The organism is Streptomyces boncukensis, assembly GCF_011045075.1.
GTDB lineage: Bacteria > Actinomycetota > Actinomycetes > Streptomycetales > Streptomycetaceae > Streptomyces > Streptomyces boncukensis.
Genome location: NZ_JAAKZZ010000315.1, coordinates 1 through 8,963, shown reverse-complemented (window position 1 = coordinate 8,963; position 8,963 = coordinate 1). Strand labels below are relative to the sequence as shown.

The window sequence follows — 8,963 nt, the reverse complement described above, 5'->3', positions numbered from 1 at the left end:
GCCCGCCCCTGGTGAAGCGGTCCCGCTCTGCCCCGAACCCCCCGCTGTACGGACCTGCCGCGCTCCCTGCGCCCGCACGCGGTATCCCCTGCCCGGCGCGCCGCCTGCCGCGCGCCGCGGCCACCCACACACCCGACACCCACGGAAACCCTGTGATTACCACTCAGGACCTGACCAAGGTCTACCGCACCCGCGACCGCGAGGTCACCGCGCTGGACGGCGTGAACCTGCACGTCCGCGAAGGCGAGGTGTTCGGCGTCGTCGGCCAGAGCGGCGCGGGCAAGTCCTCCCTCATCCGCTGCGTCAACCTGCTGGAGCGGCCCACCTCCGGCACCGTCACCGTCGACGGCCAGGACCTCACCGCGCTCGCGGGCGCCGGCCGCAGGGCCGGGCGCGAGCTGCGCGCGGCCCGCTCCCGGATCGGCATGGTCTTCCAGCACTTCAACCTGCTCTCCGCGCGCACCGTGCGCGGCAATGTCGAGCTGCCGCTGGAGATCCTCGGCCTGTCCGGCCAGGAGCGCACCCGCAAGGCGAACGAGCTGCTGGACCTCGTCGGCCTCGCCGACAAGGCGGGCTCCCACCCCGCCCAGCTCTCCGGCGGCCAGAAGCAGCGCGTCGGCATCGCCCGCGCGCTGGCCGGCGACCCGAAGGTGCTGCTCTCCGACGAGGCCACCTCGGCGCTCGATCCGGAGACCACCCGCTCGGTGCTCCAGCTCCTGCGCGACCTGGGCCGGCAGCTCGGGCTGACCGTGCTGCTGATCACGCACGAGATGGACGTCGTCAAGGCCGTCTGCGACTCGGCCGCGCTGATGAAGGGCGGCCGGATCACCGAGTCCGGCACCGTCGCCGAACTGCTCGCCACCCAGGGCTCCGAGCTGGCCCGCGAGCTGTTCCCGGTGGGCGGGCAGCCCTCGGAGCCCGGCCGTACGGTCGTCGACGTCACCTTCCACGGGGAGACGACGACCGAGCCGGTGATCTCCAAGCTGTCGCGTACCTACAACGTGGACATCTCCATCCTGGGCGCCGCCATGGACACCGTGGCCGGCAAGCAGGTCGGCCGGATGCGCATCGAGCTGCCGGGCAGCTTTGATGACAACGTCGTCCCCATCGGCTTCCTGCGCGAGCAGGGCCTCACCGTCGATGTCGCGGCCATCGCAGGCGGCGGACGGGAACTCGCCGAGGAGGGCGCGAAGTGAGCTGGGCCGAGATACAGCCGCTGCTGCGGGACGGCTTCCTGGACACCGTCTACATGGTCGGCTGGTCCGCGCTGATCGCCCTGATCGGCGGGCTGCCGCTCGGTGTGCTGCTGGTGCTGACCGACAAGGGCGGGCTGCTGCGGAACGCACCCGTCAACAAGGTCGTCGGGGCGGTCGTCAACATCGGCAGGTCGCTGCCGTTCATCATCCTGCTGATCGCGCTGATCCCCTTCACCCGCTTCGTCGTCGGCAGCTTCATCGGCCCGACGGCGGCGATCGTGCCGCTGGCCATCGGCGCCATCCCGTTCTTCGCACGGCTGGTCGAGGCCGCCGTGCGCGAGGTCGACCGGGGGCTGGTCGAGGCCGTGCAGGCGATGGGCGGCGGCACCCCCACCGTGGTCTTCAAGGCGCTGCTGCCGCAGGCGCTGCCCTCCCTGGTGGCGGGCCTGACCACCACCGTCATCGTGCTCATCGGCTACTCCGCGATGGCCGGGACGGTCGGTGGCGGCGGCCTCGGCGCCGTCGCCGTGCAGTACGGCTACCAGCGGTTCGAGACCACCGTGATGATCGCGACCGTTGTCGCGCTGATCGTCATCGTCACCGCCGTCCAGCTCGTCGGCGACGCCGTGGTCCGCGCGCTCTCCGCACGCCGCGGCGGTGACGGCGGTTCGGCGGGGGCGTCCGGCGCCCGGGGAGCCCGCGGGAGGCTCGCCCGGCTCGGCCGGGGCCGCACCGTCGCCGTCACGGCGGCCGTCGCGGTGCCGCTGGCGCTGATCGGCTACGGTCTGGCCTCCGGCGACGACGACGAGCAGACGCTCAGGGTCGCGGCGTCGCCGACGCCGCACGCCGAGATCCTCGAATACGTCGACAAGCACCTCGCCGGCAAGGCGGACCTCAAGCTCGACATCCGGAAGTTCAACGACTACGTCGTACCGAACACCGCCACCGAGAGCGGCGAGGTCGACGCCAACTTCTTCCAGCACAAGCCGTACCTCGACGACTTCAACAAGAAGAAGAACACCCATATCGTCCCCGTCGTCAACGTCGAGCTGGAGCCGCTGGGGCTGTACTCCAAGAAGGCGGACAGCCTCAAGGAGCTGACCGCGGGCAAGACCGTCGCGGTGCCCAACGACAGCACCAACGAGGGCCGCGCCCTCCACCTCCTCGCCGACAGCGGGCTGATCGAGCTGGAGCGCGGCGCCGGACCCGAGGCCACGCTGCAGGACATCGCGGACGCCAGGGGGCTGAAGTTCAAGGAGCTGGAGGCCGCCTCGGTGCCGCGCGCGCTGGGCGACGTGGACGCGGCCGTCATCAACGGCAACTACGCCGTCGACACCGGCCTCAACCCGTCCAAGGACGCCCTCGCCTCCGAGAAGGTCAAGGGCAACCCCTACGCCAACTTCCTCGCGGTCAAGGACGGCCACCAGGACGACCCGCGGGTCAGGAAGCTGGCCGGACTGCTCAACTCGCCCGAGCTGAAGAAGTTCATCGAACGCAAGTACCAGGGGGCCATCGCTCCGGCCTTCGGGCCTGTGCGAGGCTGAGAGGCGCCGACCCGGGGGGAAGTCCCCGTATCGACAAATCTCCTTCCGGTGCCGGACTCCGCTCCCCGCGGGGTCCGGCGCTGCACATCAAGGTGCCGATGCTGCATGCTGTGCACCCCGAATCGTGTATGGAGCGCGCATGACTTCCACCTTCCCGGACATCACGATCAGCACGGAACGGCTCGTGCTGCGCCCGTTCGAGGAAGCGGACATCCCGGCTCTCACCGCGATGATGACCGACGACCAGATCATCGCGTGGACCACGCTGCCCGTGCCCTACACCGAGGCGGACGCGCACGCGTTCGTCACCCGCGGCGCCCCGGCCGTACGGACCGCGGGCGAAGGCATCGTCTTCGCCGTCACGGAGTTCCTCACCCAGCGCCTGGTCGGCGTCGCCGACCTGCGCGAAACGGACTGGCGGCTGCTCAGCGCACAGGCCGGCTACCTCACGGCGTCCTGGGCGCGCGGCGAGGGCTACGCCACCGAGGCCGTGCTCGCGCTCGCCCACTGGCTCTTCCAGGACCAGAAGTTCGAGCGCCTCGAACTGCGTACGGCCGCCGGCAACACCGCGGCCCAGCAGGTCGCCCAGAAGCTGGGCTGCATCAGCGAGGGCGTGCTCCGCAACGCCTGGATAGCGCGCAGCCGCACCGAGGACGACGGCTGGGCCGAGATCAGATGCGACCTCATCGTGTGGAGCCTGCTGCCCGAGGACCTGGACGGCTCCTTCGGGGAGCAGTCCGACACCGGCGGCCTCGCGCCGTACCCGGCCTGGTGAGCCCGCCGGCGCGAGGACGGTGGATCCGCGACCGCCGAACGGGGGTAGTCTCATTGGGCCCTCCCCGCGACCAGCACAGATGAGCCCAGGAGACACGTACCCATGGCCGACCGCGTCACCGTGATCGGATGGGACGGTACGCCGCTGACCGACGCCGCGCGCTCGGCCCTCGGCGCGGCCACCCTCGTGGCCGGAGCCGCCCGCCATCTGGCGCTGCCCGAGGTCCCGTCCGGTGCCGAGCGCATCCGGCTCGGCAGCGCCACCCTCGCGGCCCGGCGCATCGCACGGCACCGCGGTTCCGCCGTGGTCCTCGCGGACGGCGACCCCGGATTCTTCGGCGTCGTCCGCACCCTGCGCGCCCCCGAACACGGGCTGGAGGTCGAGGTGGTGCCCGCGGTCTCCTCCGTCGCCACCGCCTTCGCACGCGCGGGCATGCCCTGGGACGACGCCCGGGTGGTCGTCGCCCACACCCGCACCCTGCGCCGCGTCGTCAACGTCTGCCGCGCGCACCCCAAGGTCGCCGTGCTCACCTCGCCCGGCGCCGGGCCCGCCGAACTGGCCCTGCTGCTGGCCGGGGTGCACCGGACGTTTGTGATCTGCGAGGCGCTCGGCACCGAGCGCGAGGAGGTCACCGTCCTCACCTCCGACAAGGTCGCCGACCACACCTGGCGCGACCCCAACCTCGTCATCGTCGTCGGCGGCATCGGCGGCGGACCGCAGGCCGAGGGCGCCGACGGCTGGATCGCCGGGCCCGACCCCGGCCACCAGTCCGGGGTACGCGGCTGGGCGCTGCCCGCCACCGCGTACGCCGGCGAGCCGGCGCCCGCCAAGGACAGCGAGGCCGGCCAGCTGCGCGCCGCGCAACTGGCCCGGCTCGGCCCGCGCGTGGGGGACCTGGTCTGGGACATCGGCGCGGGCAGCGGCGCGTTCGCCGTGGAGGCCGCCCGCTTCGGCGCCGCGGTCATCGCCGTCGACGCCGATGCCGACGCCTGCGCCCGTACGCACGCGGCGGCGCGCCGGTTCGGCGTCCAGATGGAGACGGCGCACGGCGCGGCCCCGCAGATTCTCGAAAACCTGCCCGAACCCGATGTCGTCCGCATCGGCGGCGGGGGAGTGGCCACGCTGGCCGCTGTCGCCGAGCGCAGGCCCGCCCGCGTCGTCACCCACGCCGCGACCCGGGACGAGGCCGAGGCGCGCGGCCGGGCGCTCGCCGAGGGCGGCTACGCCGTGGAGTGCGCGCTGCTCCAGTCGGTGGAGCTGGACACGGAGGAGTGGGCGGAAACTGAACGCGCCGTTGTGTTCCTGCTGTCCGGTGTCCGGATCCGAAACGACTGAGATTCGCTCCCGGAACGAACCCCGACGAAGTGCGGTTTGTCTCTCTCGTGTGGCGGGCGGGGCACTCCGTGCCGGGTAGGCTGATGGATCGTTGTGCCACCGTTCGGGGTTGACGCTTCGTCCGTCAATGTCCGAATGGTGTGGGCGAAGCGACGTGCCGCGCCGAGTGCGGACTCGTTCTTCCCTACGGGGCGCGGCGGTCATCCGCCGGGTTGGAAGGAGCACGAGCGATGGGCGAGGGGAACGCATGACTGACACCGGTCAGGTCCCGGGCGAGGGGCTGCCGGAGAACGCAGGCGGGCAGCCGGAAGGACAGCAGCCGGGCATCCCGGCCCCCGGCGGCTACACCTTCGCGGACCCGGCCGACGGGCTCGGCGGCGGCCCCGGGGCCGAGGAGGAGGACCTGCTGCTGATGCCGCCGGCCCCGGGCGCGTGGAACGACGCGCCGGGCGCCCCGGCGCAGGCCCCGCCGGCCGTGGCGCCGCAGCAGTCCGCGGCGCCGTCCCCGGCGCAGGGCGCGCCCGCGCACACGCCGGTCCCCGAACCGCAGACGCCGCAGCCGGTCCCCCCGGCTCCCCAGGCCCCGCAGCGGCCGGGGCGGTCCGCTCCGGAGCAGCAGCAGGGCGCAGCCCAGGGGCCGCAGGCGGCGCAGCCCGCTCCGGGCCCGCAGCAGGCCCCGCCCGGACCACCGGTTCAGCCCGGACAACCGGTCCCACCCGGGCAGCCCGGCGGGCCGGTTCCGCCGGTCCAGCCCGTCCAGCCGGTCCAGGCCGTCCAGCCCGTCCAGCCGGTCCAGGCCGTCCAGGCCGGGCAAGCGGTACACCCGGCCCAGGGCGAGGAGCAGCAGGCGCCCGGCTTCGGCCCCGGCCAGCAGCTGCCGGAGGCGCCGGGCGCGGCGGTCGCCCCCGGCGGCGCCCGGTCCGCCGAGCCGGGCCAGGAGACGCCCGCCCCGGCCCCGGGCCCGCACGAGACCGAAGGGCGCGACTCGGGCTCCCTGGACTACGGCGCGGTACGGACCCCACAGCAGGAGCCCGGCCCACCCGTTCCGCCCGGCGAGCCGGGGCAGTCGGCGCAGCCCGCGCCGGGCGGCGCCGCGCCGCGCCGTCCGCTGCACCTCGGCCCTCCGGTGCCGGAGCAGTCCGGCGCGGTGCGCTCGCTCTCCGACCGCGGCCCCGCGGGCGCGGCGGGCCAGCAGCCGCCCCAGGCGCAGCCGCAGCAGCCCGCGGCTCCCGCCGCCGCCTCCGCGCCCGCCCCGGCCCAGGCGGCGCCGGTCGCGCCCGCCTCGCCGGCCGTTCCGGCCCAGGAGCCGCAGGCCCAGGCTCAGCCCCAGGCCCCGGCACAGCCGCAGCCCCCGTCCCAGGGGCAGGGCCAGCCGCACGCCGAGACCCCGGCACCCGGGCACCCGGACCAGCCGTCCGGGCAGCCGTCCGTGCCCGCACAGGCCACGTCGGAGCCGCAGACGCCCGTCCCGTCCGCACCCGGCCCTGCCGTGGACCGCATCCCGGCCCAGGCCGGGATGCCGCCTGCCGGGCCGCCCGTCCCGCAGGGCACGCCCCCGCAGCCCACTCCCGTGCGCCAGCAGGGCCCGCCGACCGTGGGCCCCGAGTATCTGGACGTCGCACATCAGGACCCGGAGCAGCTGCCCGGCCCGCAGCTCGGCGAACTCCCCCCGCAGCGGGACGCGTGGAGGGCGGAGGAGCCGCAGGCCACCTCAGCAGAAACGGTCGGCCACTCGTCCGACCCGTCCGACCCGTCCGGAGGCGAGCAGACCGCGGCACCCGTATCGGAGGAGGCCGGGAAGGCACCGGAGGCGGCGGACGGACCGGCGGCGAACGGGCCCATCGAGGTGTCGCCCCTGGGCGAGGCCGTCACGCAGGGCACCGAGCCGGAGCAGCGGGCCGAGCCGCAACCGGACCCCCAGCAGGCACCGGCCCCGGCACCGGCCCCGGCACCGGTCGACGGGCCGACGCCGGGTGCGGGGACCGGGCAGGAGCCCCAGGCCCAGGAGACCCCCGTGGAAGCCGTCTCGGCACCGGCGCCGACGGCCGCGCCCGGATCCGGATCCGGTCAGCAGCCGGAGACCGCGGACGAGCAGGCTGCCGCCGCCTCCGCCGGGCCGCGGCCGACGGCGCCGGAGGTCGAGCCGGCCGGTCCCGCCACCCCCTCGATAAGCCAGGGCGGCCCGGCGGCCGAAGCCGCGCCGTCCACTGACGGCGAACCGGTCGCGGCGGCCCCGGCCGAGTCGCCGGAGCCGGAGCCCGAGATCCCGGAGGCCGAGGTCCCGGAGGCCGAGGTCCCGGAGGCCGAGGTCCCGGAGGCCGAGGGCCCGGAGCACGGGGTCCCGGCCACGGAGCCCGCCCCCGGATTCGCCGACGCCGAGCGCGAGGCCGTCCACCGCCTGATGCGCGAGCGCCGCGACATCCGCAACGGCTTCCGCTCCGACCCGATCCCGCACGAGGTCCTGCTCCGCGTACTGGAGGCGGCCCACACCGCGCCCAGCGTCGGTCACTCCCAGCCGTGGGACTTCGTGGTCATCCGCTCCGAGGAGACCCGCCGTGCGATGCACGAGCTGGCGCAGCGGCAGCGGGACGCGTACGCCAAGTCCCTCCCCAAGGCGCGCGCCAAGCAGTTCCGGGAGCTCAAGGTCGAGGCCATCCTCGACACGCCGGTGAACATCGTCGTCACCGCCGACCCGACCCGCGGGGGGCGCCACACCCTGGGCCGCCACACCCAGCCGCAGATGGCGCCGTACTCCTCCGCGCTCGCGGTGGAGAACCTGTGGCTCGCCGCGCGTGCCGAGGGGCTGGGCGTCGGCTGGGTCAGTTTCTTCGACGAGCGCGAGATGGTACGGGCCCTCGAACTCCCCGAGCATCTGGAGGTCGTGGCGTATCTGTGTGTCGGCTACGTCGACGAGTTCCCGGACGAGCCCGAGCTGATGCAGGCGGGCTGGTCCAAGCGCCGCCCGCTGTCCTGGGTGGTCCACGAGGAGTCGTACGGGCGCCGCGCGCTGCCCGGCGCCGAGCCGCACGACCTGCTCGCCGAGACCCTCGACGCCATCCGCCCGCTGGACGCCAAGGCGCTGGGCGAGGCGTGGGAGCGGCAGAAGCGGATGACCAAGCCCGCGGGCGCGCTCGGCATGCTGGAGATCATCTCGGCGCAGCTGTGCGGGCTGTCCCGCAAGTGCCCGCCGCCGGTTCCCGAGCCCGCCGCCGTCGCGATCTTCGCGGGCGACCACGGGGTGCACGCGCAGGGCGTCACCCCCTGGCCGCAGGAGGTCACCGGGCAGATGGTCGCCAACTTCCTGGGCGGCGGCGCGGTCTGCAACGCCTTCGCCGCCCAGGTCGGTGCCGAGGTCTGCGTCGTCGACGTCGGCGTGGCGAGCGAACTGCCCGCCACGCCCGGACTGCTGCCCCGCAAGGTGCGCTCCGGCACCGCCGATATGACCGCAGGACCCGCGCTGACCCGCGACGAGGTCGCGCGCGCCATGGAGGTCGGCGTCGAGACCGCCAGAGACCTGGTGGCGGCGGGCAACAAGGCGCTGCTCACCGGCGAGATGGGCATCGCCAACACCACCGCGTCCGCCGCGCTGATCGCCGCCTGCACGGGCGCCGACGCGGCCGAGGTCACCGGGCGCGGCACCGGCATCAACGACGAGACCCACGCCCGCAAGGTGGATGTCGTACGCCGCGCGCTGGAGCTGCACCAGCCCGACCCGGCCGACCCGATCGGGCTGCTGGCCGCGTTCGGCGGCCTGGAGCACGCCGCGATGGTCGGACTGATCCTCGGTGGCGCCTCGCTGCGGACGCCCGTCATCCTGGACGGCGTCAGCGCGGGTGCCGCGGCCCTCGTCGCGCGGTGCCTCGCGCCCGAGGCGCTGGCCGCCTGCGTCGCGGGCCACCGCAGCGCCGAGCCCGGCCATGTCGCGGCCCTCACCAAGCTGGGCCTGCGCCCCCTGGTCGACCTGGACCTGCGGCTGGGCGAGGGCACCGGCGCGCTGCTGGCCCTCCCGATGGTCCAGAGCGCGGCCCGCACCATGCACGAGGTCGCCACGTTCGACTCCGCGGGCGTCACGGAGAAGGGCTGACACCTCCGGCGGCCCACTGGCCACCACCC

The 8,963-nt window shown here is 74.7% G+C and carries 5 protein-coding genes and 1 pseudogene; all 6 read left to right on the top strand.

Annotation, left to right across the window (positions count from 1 at the left end; translation table 11 throughout):
- Window positions 1-152: 152 nt before the first annotated feature.
- The 6 genes and pseudogenes from G5C65_RS24915 (at window position 153) to cobT (ending at window position 8,934) form a co-directional block, all read left to right on the top strand.
- The gene (locus G5C65_RS24915) at window positions 153-1,196 is read left to right on the top strand and encodes an ATP-binding cassette domain-containing protein (protein ID WP_165301165.1); all 1,044 of its coding nucleotides are present in this window, start codon (window positions 153-155) and stop codon (window positions 1,194-1,196) included.
- A pseudogene (locus G5C65_RS39530) lies at window positions 1,193-1,852 on the top strand (methionine ABC transporter permease); the annotation flags it as partial. The gene G5C65_RS24915 and the pseudogene G5C65_RS39530, both read left to right, overlap by 4 nt.
- A gap of 102 nt (window positions 1,853-1,954) precedes the next feature.
- A complete protein-coding gene (locus G5C65_RS39525) occupies window positions 1,955-2,740 on the top strand; it encodes a MetQ/NlpA family ABC transporter substrate-binding protein (protein WP_338146639.1) in 786 nt (261 codons plus the stop codon).
- Window positions 2,741-2,879: 139 nt separating this feature from the next.
- A complete protein-coding gene (locus G5C65_RS24905) occupies window positions 2,880-3,515 on the top strand; it encodes a GNAT family N-acetyltransferase (RefSeq protein WP_165301163.1) in 636 nt (211 codons plus the stop codon).
- Between the two features lie 102 nt (window positions 3,516-3,617).
- Window positions 3,618-4,850, top strand: coding sequence for a precorrin-6y C5,15-methyltransferase (decarboxylating) subunit CbiE (gene cbiE, locus G5C65_RS24900; RefSeq protein WP_165301162.1), 1,233 nt, complete (start codon window positions 3,618-3,620; stop codon window positions 4,848-4,850).
- 247 nt (window positions 4,851-5,097) lie between these two features.
- Window positions 5,098-8,934: a nicotinate-nucleotide--dimethylbenzimidazole phosphoribosyltransferase gene (cobT, locus tag G5C65_RS24895; protein ID WP_165301161.1), complete on the top strand. Its 3,837-nt coding sequence runs from the start codon at window positions 5,098-5,100 to the stop codon at window positions 8,932-8,934.
- Window positions 8,935-8,963: the final 29 nt, after the last annotated feature.

Excerpts from the sequence above, each read along its gene's own strand:
- cobT (WP_165301161.1), top strand. The coding sequence starts at position 5,098 with ATGACTGACACCGGTCAGGTCCCGGGCGAGGGGCTGCCGGAGAACGCA.
- G5C65_RS24905 (WP_165301163.1), top strand. The coding sequence starts at position 2,880 with ATGACTTCCACCTTCCCGGACATCACGATCAGCACGGAACGGCTCGTG.
- cbiE (WP_165301162.1), top strand. The coding sequence starts at position 3,618 with ATGGCCGACCGCGTCACCGTGATCGGATGGGACGGTACGCCGCTGACC.